Raw genomic sequence first — 16,346 nt, forward strand, 5'->3', positions numbered from 1 at the left:
GGGGCGCTGAAGCTGCCTGTGAAGACCGGCTGTAACGACCGCCCTCCAGGCCGACGGTCCTTACGCCTCGGCCTGCGCCGCCCCCACCAGCGCCGCGACCCGCTCCACCCCGAACACGTACCCCTGCACCCCGCAGCCCGCGATGACACCGTCGGCACGCAGGGAGACGTACGAGTGGTGCCGGAAGGTCTCGCGCTGGTGGATGTTGGAGATGTGGACCTCCAACACCGGCAGCCCGTCGCAGGTGTTGAGCGCGTCCAGGATGGCGACCGAGGTGTGCGAGTAGGCGCCGGGGTTGATGACGATGCCGCAGTGGTTGAGCCGCGCCTCGTGGATCCAGTCGACCAGTTCGCCCTCGTGGTTGGACTGGCGGAAGTCCACCGTGCCGCCGTGCGCGGCCGCCGCCTTGGCGCACAGGGCCTCGACGTCGGCCAGGGTGTCCTTGCCGTAGATCTCCGGCTGACGCTGCCCGAGCAGGTTCAGGTTGGGGCCGTTGAGGATCATGATCGGGGCGTTGGCCAGGGTGCGGGGCACGGTTCCTCCGGTCCGGTGACGGGTGGGCGGTCCGTTGAAGACCGCTGCTCAGACCCGGTTTATCACGGTGCGCCGGACGCGGTGCGGCCCGTACCCTCCCCGAATGACGACGATCTCGTACCCGCCCAAGCCCTCCCCCGGTGACCGCATAGCCGTCATCTCGCCCGGCGCCGGACTGCCCGGGCTCTTCCCGCGCCCCTTCGAACTGGGCCTGGAGCGGCTGCGCGAGGAGTTCGGTCTCGAACCGGTCGAGTACCCGACGACCCGCAAGATGGGTGCGAGCCCACAGGAACGGGCCGCCGACGTCAACGCCGCCTTCGCTGACCCGGACATCAAGGTGATCATGGCCTCGATCGGGGGCGACGACCAGATCACCGTACTGCCGTATCTGGACCGTGAGTTGATCCGGGCGAACCCGAAGCCGTTCTTCGGGATGAGCGACAACACCAATCTGCTGGCCTTTTTGAGCAACACCGGGATCGTCGGCTACCACGGCGCGACCGTGATGGTGCAGCTCGGACGGCCCGTCGCCATGGACCCGCTGACCGCCGAGTCGCTGCGGGCGGCGCTGTTCACCTCCGGCGCGTACGAACTCCGGCCCGCCGAGCGCTGGAACGACGTCAACCGGGACTGGGCCGACCCGGCGACCTTCGACGCGGAGCCGGAGACCAAACCCGGCGACGGCTGGACCTGGGTGAACCCCGACCGGGTGATCGAGGGCCGCAGTTGGGGCGGCTGCCTGGAGATCCTGGGCTGGCTGCTGATGGCCGACCGCGAGATCGCCCGCGACCTGAGCGAGTACGACGGCGGTGTGCTGCTCCTGGAGACCTCCGAGGACATGCCGAGCAGTGCGGAGGTCTTCCGCACCCTGCGCAACATGGGCGAGCGCGGTCTGCTCCGGCGCTTCTCCGCGCTCCTGATGGGCCGCCCCAAGACCTGGTCCTTCGAGCGGCCCAACAGCCCCGAGGAAGGCGCCCGTTACGCCGCCGAGCAGCGCGAGGCCGTCCTGCGCGCGATGCGGACGTACGCCCCCGACACCACGATCGTCTTCGACGTCGACTTCGGCCACACCGACCCCCAACTGGTCATCCCCTACGGCGGGCTCGTCCGCGTCGACGGTCCCGCCCGGCGCATCACGGTCACCTACTGAAGCTCCCGTACGCCCCCGTAACCCACCGTCACCGTGGGTAGTTGACGCGGCATGCACGACGTACGCACCGTAAGGGCGCCCTCCATGCTGCGGCTCGCGGCCGCCTCGCTCGCCGGGACGGCCATCGAGTTCTACGACTTCTTCGTCTACGGGACCGCCGCGGCGCTGGTCCTGGGGCCGCTGTTCTTCCCGACGTTCTCGCCGCTGGCCGGGACGCTGGCGGCGTTCGGCACGTTCGGGGTGGGGTTCGTCGCCCGGCCGCTGGGGTCGGTGCTGTTCGGGCACATCGGGGACCGGCACGGGCGGCGGCCGGTCCTCGTGCTGTCGCTGCTGCTGACCGGCGGCGCCACGGTCGCGGTCGGCTGTGTGCCGACGTACGGCTCGATCGGGGTGGCCGCTCCCCTGCTGCTGCTCGTGCTCCGGTTCCTCCAGGGGCTGGGGCTCGGCGGGGAGTGGGGCGGCGCGGTGCTGCTGACGGCGGAGCACGCTCCGGCCGGGCGGCGCGGCCTGTGGTCGAGCTTCCCGCAGGTCGGGCCCGCGCTGGGCTTCCTGCTCGCCAACGGCGTGATGCTGGTGCTGTCGGCGACCCTGACCGAGGCGCAGTTCGCGTCGTGGGGGTGGCGGGTGCCGTTCTGGGCGGCGGGGGTGCTGGCCCTGGCGGGGCTGCGGCTACGGTCGTCGCTGGCCGAGAGCCCGTCCTTCCTCGCCCTCGACGACCACGCGCGCGTGCCGCTCGTCGAGGTCGCGCGCGACCACTGGCGGCTGGTCCTGCTGACGGCCGGCGGGCTCGCGATCGGGTACGCGATCTTCTACGCCGTGACGACCTGGTCCCTCGCCTACGGCACGGAACGGCTGGGCGTCAGCCGTACCGTCATGCTGGCCTGCATCATGGCGGCGGTCCTGGTGAAGGGCTCGCTCACGCCGGTGGTGGCGCTGCTCGGCGACCGGTACGGGCGGCGGCCGCTGTGCCTGACCGGGTGTGCGGCGGCGGCTCTGTGGATGTTCCCCCTGGTCGCGCTGCTGTCGACCGGTGAACCCCCGCTGATGTTCCTGGGGTTCCTCGGCGCGATGCTCGCGTTCATCACCATGTTCGCGGTGATCGCCGCATATCTGCCGGAGCTGTACGAGCCGCGGGTGCGCTGCACGGGTGCCGCGGTCGGCTACAACCTCGGCGGGGTCCTCGGGGGCGCGCTCACGCCGATCGTGGCGACGGCGCTGGCCGAGCAGGGCGGTCGGGTGCCGTGGGGGGTGGGGGCGTATCTGACGGGGATCGCGCTGCTCAGTCTGGGGTGTTTCGCGCTGCTGCCCGAGACACGGCCGGTGGCCCTGGTGGTGGCGGGCGCGGCGGAGCCGGCTCTGGACTGAGTTGGCGACGGGTGGCCTAGGGATTGATCGCCAGCTCCAGATACGCCGCGAACAGCACCAGGTGCACGCCGCCCTGGAGCGGGGTGGCCCGACCGGGCACCACGGTCAGGGAGCTCACGACCACGGTGAGGGCGAGCAGCACCATGTGGGTGGCGCCGAGGCCGAGGACGAGGGGGCCGGAGAGCCAGACGGAGGCCAGCGCGACCGCGGGAATGGTCAGGCCGATGCTGGCCATCGCCGAACCGAGCGCGAGGTTGAGGCTGGTCTGAACACGGTCGCGGCGGGCCGAGCGCAGCGCGGCGATGGTCTCGGGCAGCAGCACCAGCAGGGCGATGATCACGCCGACGACGGCATGCGGCAGTCCTGCGGCCTCCACGCCGGACTCGATGGTGGGCGACACGCCCTTGGCCAGTCCTACGACGCCGATCAGGGCGAGGCCCAGCAGGCTCAGGCTGATGAGGGCGGTGCGGGCGGAGGGCGCGTCGGCGTGGTCGTCGGCGGTGATGACCTCGCCCTGGCGGGTGATGGGGAGGAAGTAGTCGCGGTGCCGTACGGTCTGGGTCGCGACGAACAGGCCGTACAGGACCAGCGAGGACAGTGCGGCGAAGGTCAGCTGGACGCCGGAGAACTCCGGGCCCGGCTTGCTCGTGGTGAAGGTCGGCAGCACCAGGCTGAGGGTGGCCAGGGTGGCGACGGTCGCGAGGGCGGCGCCGGTGCCTTCGGGGTTGAAGACCGCGAGGCCGTGCCGCAGGGAGGCGACCAGGAGGCAGAGGCCGACGATGCCGTTGCAGGTGATCATGACGGCCGCGAAGACCGTGTCCCGGGCGAGGGTCGAGCTCTTGTCGCCGCCGTCGGCCATGAGGGTGACGATCAGCGCGACCTCGATGATGGTGACGGCGACGGCGAGGACGAGCGAGCCGAAGGGTTCACCGACCCGGTGGGCGACGACCTCCGCATGATGCACGGCAGCCAGGACCGCCCCCGCGAGGACCAGCGTCACCAGGGCGACGACCGCGCCCGGCAGGTCGCGTCCCCAGGTGAACGCCAGGAGGACGACCGCGAGCACCGGCACGAGGATCGTCCACTGGGTGGTGAGCGACCTGAGCCGAACGATCATGCAGGGATCCTCCCAAAGGTACGGAGGCCCCGCATTTCGGTGCCGCGGGGCCTCATACGGCGGTTCGAGCTACTTCAGCTCGCGCGAGTCCACCAGGTCGCAGTTGACGAAGCGCGGCGCCCGGGTGCACAACGCGCCCAACTGCTCGGCCATCTGGCTCGTCTCGGGGCGTTCGTTGTTGCGCATCGCCTCCTCGAAGGACTCGAACTCGATCACGGCGAGGTAGCGTCCGGGCGTGTCGCGGTCCTTCAGCAGGATGCGGTGGGTGGGGCCGCCTTCCTGGCCCTCCATGCGCTGCCGGGCGCCTTCGAGCAGCTGCTCCATCTCGTCGAGCCGCTCCGTTTCGAAGTCGATGATCTGCACGAACTTCATGGTTGCCTCCGTCGGCCGGGGCGTCCCCGAGCGGGGAACGCGCTCAGAACAAAGCAAGCACCGGGAGCGGTGAGCGGCAATCGGCCATACGCCGCTCCCGGTGCTGGTTGTTCCTACGTCCGACGTGGTCAGGCGTCGATGCTGTCCTTCGGAGCGCCATCGCTCCGCGTCTGCGCCGCCTCGGCCGCCGCCTGCCTCTTGGAGGCACGGAGGCTGGTGATCGTGGTGACGACGAGGACACCGCAGATCACGCCGAGCGAGACCGGGATGCTGATCTCGGGGACGTGGACCCCGGACTCGTGAAGTGCGTGCAGGACCAGCTTGACGCCGATGAAGCCGAGGATGATCGACAGGCCGTAGCTGAGGTGGACCAGCTTCTTGAGCAGGCCGCCGATGAGGAAGTACAGCTGACGCAGACCCATCAGGGCGAACGCGTTGGCCGTGAAGACGATGTACGGGTCCTGGGTCAGGCCGAAGATCGCGGGGATGGAGTCGAGGGCGAAGAGCACGTCGGTGGTGCCGATCGCGAGCATCACGACCAGCATCGGGGTCATGACCCGCTTGCCGTTCTGCACGATCCACAGCTTGGTGCCGTGGTAGCGGTCGGCGACGCCGAAGCGGCGCTCGGCGGCCTTGAGGAGCTTGTTCTCCTCGAACTCCTCGTCCTCCTCGTCGGCCCGGGCCTCCTGGATGAGCTTCCAGGCGGTCCAGATCAGGAAGGCGCCGAAGAGGTAGAAGACCCACGCGAAGCTGGCGAGGATGGCTGCGCCCGCGGCGATGAAGATCGCCCGCAGGACCAGGGCTATGAGGACACCGACGAGGAGCACCCGCTGCTGGTACTGCGAGGGCACCGCGAACTTCGCCATGATCAGGACGAAGACGAAGAGGTTGTCGACGCTCAGCGACTTCTCGGTGATGAAGCCGGCGAAGAACTCTCCACCGGCCTGGCCGCCGCCGAAGATCAGCAGGCCGAGGCCGAAGAGGCCGGCCAGGGCGATCCAGACGACGGTCCAGATTCCGGCTTCCTTGATGGAGACGTCGTGCGGCTTGCGGCCGATGAAGAAGTCGACCGCGATGAGGGCGGCGAGGCCCACGATGGTCAGGACCCACAGGGTCACGGAAACATCCACTGATCCTCCGGCATTACGTAACGGCAAATAACAGCGTCGTCGCGCTGCCGGAGGTCTCTTCCACCCAGGATGGGCCGACGCCCCGGGAGCAGATCCATGGGATCTGTTCCGTATTGACGGGTACGCCGCAGTCGACAGGGAGTACTCCCCTCCGCGAGGAAAACGGTACCCCAATCACCAAGGAAAGGTAAAGCGATTGGCAAAAGAAAGGTCAAAGTAGCTGGTCAGGAGCCTTTACGCGTACTTGGCACGGGCGGCCGCCACTTGGTTGAGCACCTGCTGGAGCACCTGGCTGCCCTGGGGTACGAGCGAGGGCTCGTACGTCCAGGCGTGCCCCACCCACGGGTCGGCGAGATGGTCGTCGGGGACCGGGCTCAGTCGCAGCAGCGAACGCCACAGCGGGTCGAGCAACGGGCCGTACGCGGCGGCCTCCTCGCGGTCCGCGACCATCATCAGATGGACGCCGACCGCCGGACCCTCGTCCGCGAGGTAGCGCAGCTGGGTCACGGCGCGGTCGTCGAAGCCGTGCGGGAAGTCGTTGACGATCAGCAGCTGCTCGGAGGTGTCGAAGCCCGGCGGGAGCGCGTCGGGCGCCCCTCCGCGCACCGCCATCTGCACCAGGTCGACGCGCTGGGTGAGCCGGGACAGGACGTCCACGACACCGGCCGCGCCGAGGGCCGGCGGGCCGGCGAGCACACCGCTCTGCACCAGCGGGACGAGCGCCTGCCCTCCGGAGCCCGCCGGGTCGATGACGTGGACGGTGAACTCGCCCGCCGGATAGACGGCGAGCAGCCGGGCCGCGTGCGCCACCGCCGACTCCATCGCCAGCCGCTTGAGTTCATGGGAGTCGGTGAAGGAGCCGTCGAGCGAGTCGGCCCGTCCGCTGTCGATCCACAGCCCGCGCTCCAGCGGCAGCCTGACCAGCATCGGGATGCGCAGCTGCGGCGCCTCGGGAAGATGCAGGTCGCCCAGGCGCAGGGCCATGGGGATCTCCATCGGCACCCGGTAGCCGTGCCAGACGGGGTTGTCCCAGCGGGCGTAGGCCGCGGGCAGCGCGGGCTCGACGACGTCGGCCTCGGCGGCGAGCTGCGCGAGGTCCCGGTCCAGGACCGCACGGGCCTGGTCCACGAGCTGGGTGTGCTTGGCGTGGGCCGTCTCGCGCGCCGCGTCGCTCTGACCGCCGATCCTGCTGCGCGGGTCGGACAGGGCCTGGTCGAGCTCCTTCTCCATACGCGAGTCGGCGAAGTCGACGGCGCTGCGGTACGCGGCCATGGTGCGGGCCAGGTCCTCGAACATGCCCCACACCTGGTTGTAGAGCCGCTCGTCCATGGACCAGCCGGTCGCGTCCCCCGCGACGGGCTGCGCGGGCTGTCCGAGCTGGGCCGGGGGCGCGGTCGGCGGGGGTGGCGGCGGGGCGGTGGTCTGGCGGCGCGGGTGGCTGTAGTCGACGGGGCCGCCGGTGGTGGAGCCGGGCTGCGGGGCGGCGGACGGGTCCGGGGCGGCCGGGGGGTCGTAGGGCGAGGCGGGCGGCTGTCCGGGAGTGCCCGAAGCCGAGGGGCCGTACGGCGAGACCGACGACTGGCCGGAAGTGCCCGAAGCCGAGGGGCCGTACGGCGAGACCGGCGGCTGTCCGGGAGTGCCCGATGCCTGGGTGCCGTACGGCGACACGGGCGGAGGCGGCGGTACGGCGCCTTGAGTCGCGGCGCCGCCCTGGTCGGCGCCGAGGTTCGGGGTCGCCGCGTGTCGCGTGCGGTCGCCGTCGGTCGTGCGGGGGGCCTGCACCGAGCGGGCGAGGCCCTGGGCCACGGCGTCGTTGATGCCGGCGGCCAGCTGGTGGGCCTCGGGCAGGCCCTGGTCGGCGAAGAGGTCGGCGAGACCGCCCGCGTATCCCTGACCGACGGCGCGGACCTTCCAGGCGCCCTGGCGGCGGTAGAGCTCCAGGGCGACGACGGCGGACTCGGCCTCCAGGCCGGTGATGGTGTAGTTGGCGACCTCGGAGCCGTCGAGGCCGGTGACCGCGAGGAAGGGGGCGGCGAGGCCACCGAACCGGACGGGTCCGCCCACTCCGGTGGGCAGGGCGAGCAGCACGCTGATCCGGTGCACGGCCTCCGGCATGGCACCGAGGTCCACCGCGAGACGGTGGTCGGCGGCGGCCTGCCGGGAGACCTCCAGGCCCGGCAGGGTGGGGGCGCCCGGGTGGGCCACCCACTCCACGCCGTGGACCTTGCCGTGCTCGTCGCTGAGCGTCGCGCCGGCGACGACCGGCTTGCCGGCCGAGACCCGGATCTCGAGGCGGGCCTGGGAGAGCGGGTGGTTCTGCCCCCGCACCAGCTCGGCCGTCATGCCTTCGTCCCCCTGTATCGCATTCGGTGTCGGGTGCCGCCAGGGCCCGTCCGCCGGGTCAGGCCGGCGTCACGGGCCCTGGCCGGGCGGCCTACAGGTGCGGCAGGATCGCCGGCATCAGGTCCTGGAAGGTGCGGCCGTTGGCCGGGGTGCCGAGCGCCGTCATCGTCCAGCCGGCGCCGGTGCGGTGCACCTTCGCCATGATCTGGGCCGTGTAGGCGCCGCCGCCCGCGAGCGTGTAGCGGGCCAGCTCCTGGCCGTTGGTCTCGTCGACCAGGCGGCAGAACGCGTTCTGCACTTCCTGGAAGGTCTGGCCCGTGAAGGAGTTCACGGTGAAGACGATCTGGTCGATGTGGACCGGGACGCGCGAGAGGTCGACGAGGATCGCCTCGTCGTCGCCGCCCTGGCCGACACCGCCGACGAGGTTGTCACCGGTGTGACGCACCGAGCCGTCGTCGCTCACCAGGTGGCGGAAGAAGACGACGTCGACGGGCTGCTTGTCCGCGAACAGCACGGCGGAGGCGTCCAGGTCGATCTCGCGGGTGCGCGAACCGAACAGGCCGCGACGGGGGGCCGCCTGCCAGCCGAGACCCATGCGCACCGCGGTCAGGCTGCCGCCGTCGTTCTTCTGCAGACTGATGGCCTGACCCTTGGTCATGTTGACGGTCACGCGCTGATTCCCCTCTCGAACTGTCCCCTGTTGCCGCGGAGTCCGCGGTTGACCAGAACCCTACGCAGGAGCACTGACAGTGCCGCTACCCGGGGCCGCACTTTGTGTCGGTCTTGCAACACTGCGCGTACAACAGGGGCGTCGCATGTCCGTCAGGCGATACCCGCCTCCCGCATCTGGCGCAGTTCCTTCTTCATCTCGGAGACCTCGTCGCGCAGCCGGGCCGCGATCTCGAACTGGAGGTCGGCGGCGGCGGCGCGCATCCGCGCGGTCATCTCCTCGATCTGCTCGGCGAGCTCGGCCGCGGGCCGGTCGGTCGGCACGGTCGCCTTGGCCTTGCCCTTGGCCGCCTTGCCGCCCGCCGCCTTGCCGCCGAGGGCGGGCACGGGGGCCTTGGCACCCTTGCCGTCCTTCTGCTTGCGATAGCCGGAACCGAGCAGCTGCTCGGTGTCGACGTCCTCGCGGGCGATCTGGGCCACGATGTCGTTGATCTTCTTGCGGAGCGGCTGGGGGTCGATGCCGCGCTCGGTGTTGTACGCGACCTGCTTCTCCCGGCGGCGGTTGGTCTCGTCGATGGCCTTCGCCATCGCCGGGGTGATCTTGTCGGCGTACATGTGGACCTGGCCGGAGACGTTGCGCGCCGCGCGGCCGATGGTCTGGATCAGTGAGGTGCCGGAGCGCAGGAAGCCCTCCTTGTCGGCGTCGAGGATCGCCACCAGGGACACCTCGGGCAGGTCGAGACCCTCACGGAGGAGGTTGATGCCGACCAGGACGTCGAACTCACCGGAGCGCAGTTCACGCAGCAGTTCGACGCGGCGCAGGGTGTCGACGTCGCTGTGGAGATAGCGGACCTGGATGCCGAGCTCCAGGAAGTAGTCCGTGAGGTCCTCGGCCATCTTCTTGGTGAGCGTGGTGACCAGGACGCGCTCGTCCTTCTCGGTGCGGGTGCGGATCTCGTGCACCAGGTCGTCGATCTGGCCCTCGGTGGGCTTGACGACGACCTCGGGGTCGATCAGGCCGGTGGGGCGGATGATCTGCTCGACGACGCCGTCAGCCCGGGAGAGCTCGTACTTGCCCGGGGTGGCCGACAGGTAGACGGTCTGCCCGATGCGCTCCTGGAACTCCTCCCACTTCAGGGGCCGGTTGTCCAGCGCGGACGGGAGCCGGAAGCCGTGGTCGACCAGCGTGCGCTTGCGGGAGGCGTCGCCCTCGTACATGGCACCGATCTGGGGGACGGTGTTGTGCGACTCGTCGATGACGAGCAGGAAGTCGTCCGGGAAGTAGTCGAGCAGGGTGTTGGGCGGGGAGCCGGGCCGGCGGCCGTCGAAGTGCATCGAGTAGTTCTCGACACCGGAGCAGGAGCCGATCTGGCGGAGCATCTCCAGGTCGTACGTGGTGCGCATGCGCAGCCGCTGGGCCTCGAGGAGCTTGCCCTGCTTCTCCAGTTCGGCGAGGCGCTCGCCCAGCTCCTTCTCGATGTCGTTGACGGCCCGCTCCATGCGCTCGGGACCGGCGACGTAGTGGGAGGCCGGGAAGACGTACAGCTGCTGGTCGTCGCTGATGATCTCGCCGGTGAGCGGGTGGAGGGTCGACAGCGCCTCGATCTCGTCGCCGAACATCTCGATGCGGACGGCGAGCTCCTCGTAGACCGGGAAGATCTCGATGGTGTCGCCGCGGACCCGGAAGGTGCCGCGGGTGAAGGCCAGGTCGTTGCGCGTGTACTGGATGTCCACGAAGCGGCGCAGCAGCTCGTCGCGGTCGAGTTCGTCGCCGACCCTGAGGGGGACCATCCGGTCCACGTACTCCTGCGGGGTGCCGAGGCCGTAGATGCAGGAGACCGAGGCGACCACGACGACGTCACGGCGGGTGAGCAGCGAGTTGGTCGCGGAGTGGCGCAGGCGCTCGACCTCCTCGTTGATCGAGGAGTCCTTCTCGATGTAGGTGTCCGACTGCGGGACGTAGGCCTCGGGCTGGTAGTAGTCGTAGTACGAGACGAAGTACTCGACGGCGTTGTTGGGCAGGAGCTCCCGGAACTCGTTCGCCAGCTGGGCGGCGAGGGTCTTGTTCGGGGCCATCACCAGGGTGGGCCGCTGGAGCTTCTCGATCATCCACGCGGTGGTGGCGGACTTGCCGGTGCCGGTCGCACCAAGGAGGACGACGTCCTTCTCACCGGCCTCGATGCGCTTGGCCAGCTCGGCGATGGCCGCCGGCTGGTCACCGCTGGGCTGGTAGGGGCTGACGACCTCGAAGGGCGCCACCGTGCGTTCGATGTGGGAAACGGGCCGCATGGAACCACCGTACGACCCCCCACTGACAACGCGGTCCGATCAGCGGTTCTGCGGGGTGCGGGAGCTTCGGTGGCCGACACCGCGGCGGGTGCGGATCGTCGGGCGGCGGGCGGTGTGCGCGGCCTCGGCGTGGGCCGGGATACCTGGCTTGTTCTCGACGGGGGCCCAGTCGGGTTTGCCCATGACCATCAGCGGGTCGAACATCACGACGACACCGGCGATCAGCAGGAAGGCGAGGGGGCCGACCATCATGGGCGCGAGCAGTTCCGCGGGCGAGTCGCCCGAGGACGGGGCGGCGGAGCCGCCGTGCAGATGGACGCTGAGGGCGGCCATGCCCGTGTAGTGCATGCCGCTGACGGCGAGCCCCATGACGAGGCTCGCGCCCACGCTCCACATCAGCCCCCTGACCTGGCCGGCCGCCCACAGTGCGGCGGTGGCGGCGACCATGGCTATGACGACGGAGGCGGTGACCGTGAGCGTGTTGTACTCCAGGTTCCCGTTGAGCCGCATGCCGGCCATGCCCAGGTAGTGCATGGAGGCGACGCCGAGCCCGGTGATGGTGCCCCCGGTGAACAGGGCCGTTCCCCTGGCGCCCTTGTAGCCGACGATGAAGATCCCGACGCCCACCATGACGATCGCGACGCCGAGGCTCGCGAACGTCGTCGGCTTGTCGTAGTGGATCGGGGCGCCCTTGACGGTGAACCCCATCATGGCGACGAAATGCATGGTCCATATGCCGGAGCCGATCGCGGCGGCGCCGAGGGCGAGCCAGCCCGGCCGCCACGAGTTCGAGACCAGCATGGATCTGGTGGTGCAGCGCAGGCCGAGGGCGCCTCCCAGGCAAGCCATGAGGTAGGCCACCAGCGGTGTGACGAGTCCGTAGCTGAATCCGTCGACCGTGCCTTGCATGCGCGGCTACCCTTCCGCCTTCTTGCGTCCCGGAATGTGCTGAAAAGCGCCCCTTCCCAGGACCGCTGGAGCGGTCAGGGTCGAGGCGAAGAGTATGACCCCCACCGGAATGGTCGAACGATTTTCCGGCAAAGAAACACGCCCTTGCCACGCCGTTGCCGCAGTTGTGCGGCACCCGTGAGCGGAGTTGGGCAACTCCATTCAATCTGTGGCCATTCTGTACTCCGCTGCTGTTGACCCTCTGCTGTCACAGTGGAGCTGTCCGTGCACGCTCGACGCAAGGAGTACGCATGCACGCGCGCGCCGTTGCCGCCACGACCACCGCGCTTCTGGGGACCGCCGCCCTCCTGCTGCCTTCCTCCGGCGTCCGGGCCGCCGAGGACGGTGAACCGCCCACGGTCATCGCCCACCGGGGCGCCTCCGCCTACGCGCCGGAGAACACCCTGGCCGCCGTCGACGCGGCGGCCAGGCTGGGCATCCACTGGGTAGAGAACGACGTCCAGCGCACCAAGGACGGCGAGCTGGTCGTCATCCACGACGACAGCCTCCAGCGCACCACCGACGTCGAGGAGGTGTTCCCGGGCCGGGCACCCTGGAAGGTGAAGGACTTCACCGCCGCCGAGATCGCGCGCCTCGACGCGGGCAGCTGGTTCGGCGCCTCCTACGCGGGCGCGCGCGTACCGACCCTGGAGCAGTACATGCGCCGGGTGGAGCGCAACAACCAGAACCTGCTCCTGGAGATCAAGAACCCCGCCCTCTACCCGGGCATCGAGCAGCAGACCCTGAAGGTCCTCTCCGACGAGGGCTGGCTCGACCAGGCGCACCGCGCGAGCCGGCTGATCGTGCAGAGCTTCAGCGCGGACAGCGTGCGCACCGTCCACGCGCTGAAGCCCGGCGTCAAGACCGCCATCCTGGGTACGCCGTCCGTCGCGAACCTGTCGACGTACGCGACGTTCACCGACCAGATCAACCCGTCGTACAGCACCATCTCCCCCGGGTACGTCGCCGCCGTCCACGCGTTCGACGGGGCGCACGACAAACCGCTGAAGGTCTTCGCCTGGACCGTCAACGACGCGGAGACGGCCCGCCGGGTCGCCGGGTACGACGTGGACGGCATCATCAGCAACAAGCCGGACGTGGTGCGGGACGCGACCGGCGGGTCCTGAGACGCGCCGGGCCGGGCGGGCCCCGCGCCACCCGGCTCCGGGCGGGCCGAGGCCCGCGGGTCCGCTCCGCGGGGCGTTGTCAGTGGTGGGTCGTACGGTGGGCGCATGGACAGCCATGGGCAGAACGAGCAGCAGGTCGTATGGGCCGTCGTCGGCACCGACATCGGCCCCCTGCTGCTGGCCGCGACCCGCGCGGGCCTCGTCAACGTCGTGTTCCACGCCACCGACCCGGTGCGCGACAAGGCACTGGACCGGCTCGCCTCCCGTCTGGGCAGCGAGCCCGTCGAGGCGCCCGGCTCCCCGCTGCTGGCCGAGCCGATACGCCAGGTCGAGGCGTACTTCGCGGGCCGGCGGCGCGATTTCGAGCTGTCCCTGGACTGGTCGCTGATCTCCGGCTTCAACCGCCAGGTGCTGCGCGAGCTGGCGGCCGGGGTGCCGTACGGCAGTGTCGTGGGGTACGGCGATCTGGCCGGCCGGGTCGGTCAGCCGGGCGCGGCGCAGGCGGTCGGGGTGGCGATGGGCTCCAACCCGTTGCCGGTGGTCGTGCCCTGCCACCGGGTCGTGGAGAGCGACGGCGGGATCGGCGGGTTCGGGGGCGGCCTGGAGACCAAGCGGAAGCTGCTCGCCCTGGAGGGCGTGCTCCCCGAACCGCTGTTCTAGGACCACTGGTCCAGGAGACGACCGTCTCGGGTCCGCTGTTCCAGGAGACGACCGTCTCGGGTCCGCTGTTCCAGGCGACGACCGTCTCGGGTCCGCTGTTCCAGGCGACGACCGTCTCCGGACCGCTGTTCCAGGCAACGACCGTCTCCGGTCCGCGCGCGACGGCTGGCCGGAAGGCCGACGCGGTAGCAGACTCCGCCATGCGCACAGCCACTGGCATCCGAAGACTTCGGAGCCGAAGGGACGGCGATCACGCATGAGTGGAAGCGGGAACAGGGCAGTCGCGTATCTCAAGCCGGGAGCGGTGGAGGTCAGGACCATCGACCACCCGACGCTGGAAGTCCAGGACGGACCGGGGGTCGCACCCGAGAACGTCGGCCGCAAGTGCCGGCACGGAGTGATCCTCAAGGTCCTCGCCAGCAACATCTGCGGCAGCGACCAGCACATGGTGCGCGGGCGGACGACCGCGCCCGAGGGACTGGTCCTCGGACACGAGATCACCGGAGAGGTCGTCGAACGGGGGCCGGACGTCGAGACGATCGACGTCGGCGACATCGTCTCCGTACCGTTCAACATCGCCTGCGGCCGGTGCCGCAACTGCAAGGAGCGCGCCACCGGCATCTGTCTGAACGTCAACCCGGCACGGCCCGGGGCGGCCTACGGCTATGTCGACATGGGCGGCTGGGTCGGCGGCCAGGCCGAGTACGCGATGGTGCCGTACGCGGACTTCAACCTGCTGAAGTTCCCGGACCGGGACCAGGCTCGCGCGAAGCTGCTCGACCTGACCATGCTGTCGGACATCTTCCCGACCGGCTTCCACGGCGTGGTGAGTTCGGGCGCCGGTGTCGGTTCGACGGTGTACATCGCCGGGGCGGGGCCGGTCGGACTGGCGGCGGCCGCGGCCGCGCAGCTGCTGGGCGCCGCCGTCGTCATCGTCGGCGACCTCAACGCCGAGCGGCTCGCGCAGGCGCGCAGCTTCGGCTGCGAGACCGTCGACGTCTCGCGCGGCAGCGTGGGCGAGCAGATCGAGCAGATCCTCGGCGAGCCCGAGGTGGACGCCGCGGTCGACGCGGTCGGCTTCGAGGCCCGGGCCCATGGCCCCGAGGCCCCGGAGGCGCCCGCCACCGTCCTCAACTCGTTGATGGGGCTCACCCGCGCGGGCGGCGCCCTCGGCATCCCCGGCCTGTACGTCACCGACGACCCCGGCGGGGTCGACGAGGACGCGAAGTCCGGGACGCTGAAGGTGCGGCTCGGGCTCGGCTGGGCCAAGAGCCATCGGTTCACCACCGGACAGTGCCCGGTGATGCGGTACCACCGGGGCCTGATGATGGCGATCCTGCACGAGCGCGTGCACATCGCCAAGGCGGTCAACGCGACGGTCATCGGCATCGAGGACGCGCCGCGCGGCTACGCCGAGTTCGACCAGGGCGCGAGCCGCAAGTACGTGCTCGACCCGCACGGGGCGCTCAAGGGCGTACAGCCGGTCTGACAGCTGTCGCCCGAGGAGGGGGCCCACGCGCATGGGCCCCCTCGCGCGCCGATCAGCGCTCTCGTAGCAGTCAGCCGACGCCACCGGGTCCCGCCCCCAGAGGACGACATGAAAGAAACATGGCGAATTGCCCGCCATGCACCCCAGGCCGGTGTCGTCTCCCACGGCTCGCAAGGGTTTGGCCGGGTGTGCCGCCCGCCAGAGATGAGGGAAGGACGATCGACAGGAGGCATGCGCGTGGTGCTGGTGGTTTCCGAAGAAGTGCGCGAGGCGATCGACGCGCGTCGACCCGTGGTGGCCCTGGAGTCCACGATCATCGCGCACGGGCTGCCGCGGCCGCGCAATCTCCAGGTGGCGCTGGAACTGGAGGACGTCGTACGGCGCGAGGGCGCCGTTCCCGCGACGATCGCGGTGCTGGACGGGCGGCCCCATGTCGGCCTGGACAAGCAGCAGTTGGAGCGGGTCGCGAACGAGGACGGCATCCGCAAGCTGGGCCATCGCGATCTGCCGCTGGCGGTGGCCGCCGGGGTGAGCGGGGCGACCACGGTGTCGGCCACCGCACAGCTGGCGTCGCTGGCGGGCGTCCGGGTGTTCGCGACGGGCGGGCTCGGCGGGGTGCACCGGGAGTGGACGGTGACGCAGGACGAGTCGGCCGACCTGGGGCTGCTGGCGCGGACGCGGATCACGGTGGTGTGCGCGGGCGTGAAGTCGATCCTGGACGTGCCGGCGACCCTGCAACGGCTGGAGACGCTGGGCGTCGCCGTGGCCGGCTACGGCACGGATCGGTTCCCCGGCTTCTACCTGTCGGACTCGGGACACCCGGTGGACTGGACGCTAGAGTCTCCCGAGCAGGTGGCGGCGGTGATGCGGGCTCAGGACGCCGTGGCCGGACCGGAGTCGGCGCTGATCATCGCCAACCCCGTCCCCGAAGCGGAGCAGTTGGACCCCGACCTGCACGCGCGCGTACTGGCCGACGCCCTGCACGCCTGCGAGGAACGGGGCATCACGGGCCAGGGGGTCACCCCGTTCCTCCTCGACTACCTGGTACGACACACCGACGGCGCCTCGCTGGAGGCCAATCTGGCGGCGGTACGGGGCAATGTGCGGTTGGCGGGGCGGATCGCGGCGGCCTGGGCTTGGGCCGAGGCGTAGG

General features: G+C 70.5%; 14 protein-coding genes. 6 read left to right on the forward strand and 8 right to left on the reverse strand.

The window, feature by feature from the left end:
• Positions 1-60: 60 nt before the first annotated feature.
• Complete coding sequence (aroQ, locus tag EJC51_RS13030) at positions 61-534, reverse strand: type II 3-dehydroquinate dehydratase (RefSeq protein ID WP_126271227.1); 474 nt, start codon at positions 532-534, stop codon at positions 61-63.
• Positions 535-637: 103 nt separating this feature from the next.
• Between aroQ and EJC51_RS13035 the strand changes: the two genes are divergently transcribed.
• Positions 638-1,684, forward strand: a complete 1,047-nt coding sequence (locus EJC51_RS13035) for a S66 family peptidase (protein WP_126271228.1) — start codon at positions 638-640, stop codon at positions 1,682-1,684.
• Positions 1,685-1,735: 51 nt separating this feature from the next.
• A complete protein-coding gene (locus tag EJC51_RS13040) occupies positions 1,736-3,049 on the forward strand; it encodes an MFS transporter (RefSeq protein WP_244362601.1) in 1,314 nt (437 codons plus the stop codon).
• A gap of 16 nt (positions 3,050-3,065) precedes the next feature.
• Here the strand turns inward: EJC51_RS13040 and EJC51_RS13045 are convergent, their stop codons facing one another.
• The 7 genes from EJC51_RS13045 to EJC51_RS13075 all read right to left on the reverse strand — a co-directional run bounded on the left by EJC51_RS13045 (position 3,066) and on the right by EJC51_RS13075 (position 11,878).
• Positions 3,066-4,166, reverse strand: coding sequence for a calcium:cation antiporter (locus tag EJC51_RS13045; protein ID WP_126271229.1), 1,101 nt, complete (start codon positions 4,164-4,166; stop codon positions 3,066-3,068).
• 69 nt (positions 4,167-4,235) lie between these two features.
• Positions 4,236-4,538 (reverse strand): hypothetical protein, encoded by a 303-nt coding sequence (locus EJC51_RS13050; RefSeq protein WP_126271230.1) that lies wholly within the window; start codon positions 4,536-4,538, stop codon positions 4,236-4,238.
• 128 nt (positions 4,539-4,666) lie between these two features.
• Positions 4,667-5,668 carry a TerC/Alx family metal homeostasis membrane protein gene (locus tag EJC51_RS13055; RefSeq protein WP_126271231.1) on the reverse strand — a complete coding sequence of 334 codons (1,002 nt, stop codon included), beginning with the start codon at positions 5,666-5,668 and terminating at the stop codon, positions 4,667-4,669.
• A gap of 234 nt (positions 5,669-5,902) precedes the next feature.
• A complete protein-coding gene (locus EJC51_RS13060) occupies positions 5,903-8,011 on the reverse strand; it encodes a TerD family protein (RefSeq protein ID WP_126271232.1) in 2,109 nt (702 codons plus the stop codon).
• A 91-nt stretch (positions 8,012-8,102) separates the two neighbouring features.
• Positions 8,103-8,681 carry a TerD family protein gene (locus tag EJC51_RS13065; RefSeq protein ID WP_126271233.1) on the reverse strand — a complete coding sequence of 193 codons (579 nt, stop codon included), beginning with the start codon at positions 8,679-8,681 and terminating at the stop codon, positions 8,103-8,105.
• A gap of 152 nt (positions 8,682-8,833) precedes the next feature.
• On the reverse strand, positions 8,834-10,969 hold the full coding sequence (gene uvrB, locus EJC51_RS13070; protein ID WP_126271234.1) for an excinuclease ABC subunit UvrB: 2,136 nt from the start codon (positions 10,967-10,969) through the stop codon (positions 8,834-8,836).
• 39 nt (positions 10,970-11,008) lie between these two features.
• Entirely contained in the window at positions 11,009-11,878 is an 870-nt protein-coding gene (locus EJC51_RS13075) for an MHYT domain-containing protein (RefSeq protein WP_126271235.1), read from the reverse strand.
• 290 nt (positions 11,879-12,168) lie between these two features.
• Here EJC51_RS13075 and EJC51_RS13080 point away from each other — a divergent pair, with 290 nt between their 5' ends.
• From EJC51_RS13080 to EJC51_RS13100, 4 genes are all read left to right on the forward strand, one after another.
• Positions 12,169-13,044 carry a glycerophosphodiester phosphodiesterase gene (locus tag EJC51_RS13080; RefSeq protein ID WP_126271236.1) on the forward strand — a complete coding sequence of 292 codons (876 nt, stop codon included), beginning with the start codon at positions 12,169-12,171 and terminating at the stop codon, positions 13,042-13,044.
• 105 nt (positions 13,045-13,149) lie between these two features.
• Positions 13,150-13,704, forward strand: coding sequence for a methylated-DNA--[protein]-cysteine S-methyltransferase (locus EJC51_RS13085; protein ID WP_079308814.1), 555 nt, complete (start codon positions 13,150-13,152; stop codon positions 13,702-13,704).
• 256 nt (positions 13,705-13,960) lie between these two features.
• Positions 13,961-15,193, forward strand: coding sequence for a formaldehyde dehydrogenase, glutathione-independent (gene fdhA, locus EJC51_RS13090; protein WP_126271237.1), 1,233 nt, complete (start codon positions 13,961-13,963; stop codon positions 15,191-15,193).
• A 231-nt stretch (positions 15,194-15,424) separates the two neighbouring features.
• On the forward strand, positions 15,425-16,345 hold the full coding sequence (locus tag EJC51_RS13100) for a pseudouridine-5'-phosphate glycosidase (protein WP_208870701.1): 921 nt from the start codon (positions 15,425-15,427) through the stop codon (positions 16,343-16,345).
• The last annotated feature ends 1 nt before the right edge of the window (position 16,346 follow it).

It is taken from the genome of Streptomyces aquilus, assembly GCF_003955715.1.
Lineage (GTDB): Bacteria > Actinomycetota > Actinomycetes > Streptomycetales > Streptomycetaceae > Streptomyces > Streptomyces aquilus.